1 protein-coding gene is annotated in these 379 nt (G+C 55.7%); it reads left to right on the top strand.

What is annotated here, in order from left to right:
- A partial coding sequence (locus PSR9079_RS23495; RefSeq protein ID WP_425468873.1) for a uridine monophosphate kinase occupies positions 1-371 on the top strand: 371 nt, incomplete at its 5' end.
- Positions 372-379 lie beyond the last annotated feature (8 nt).

Below are 379 nucleotides of genomic sequence, written 5' to 3'. Positions count from 1 at the left end.
GGGCAGAGGCGATCAGCCTGCTGCGCAACAACCGCGTAGTGATCCTCTCCGCTGGTACCGGCAACCCGTTCTTTACCACCGATTCCGCAGCCTGCCTGCGCGGTATCGAAATTGAAGCCGATGTGGTGCTGAAAGCCACCAAGGTTGACGGCGTATTCACCGCTGACCCGGCAAAAGATCCTTCTGCCACCATGTACGATCAGCTGACCTACAGCGAAGTTCTGGAAAAAGAGCTGAAAGTCATGGATCTGGCGGCCTTCACCCTGGCGCGTGACCATAAATTACCGATTCGCGTCTTCAACATGAACAAACCTGGCGCCCTGCGTCGCGTGGTGATGGGCGAAAAAGAAGGCACATTGATCACGGAATAATTCCCGTC

This window comes from Pseudoalteromonas rhizosphaerae, from assembly GCF_902498845.1.
GTDB lineage: Bacteria > Pseudomonadota > Gammaproteobacteria > Enterobacterales > Alteromonadaceae > Pseudoalteromonas > Pseudoalteromonas rhizosphaerae.
Note: the sequence above shows the minus strand (reverse complement) of the source record. Positions and strands in the feature narration are given on the sequence as shown.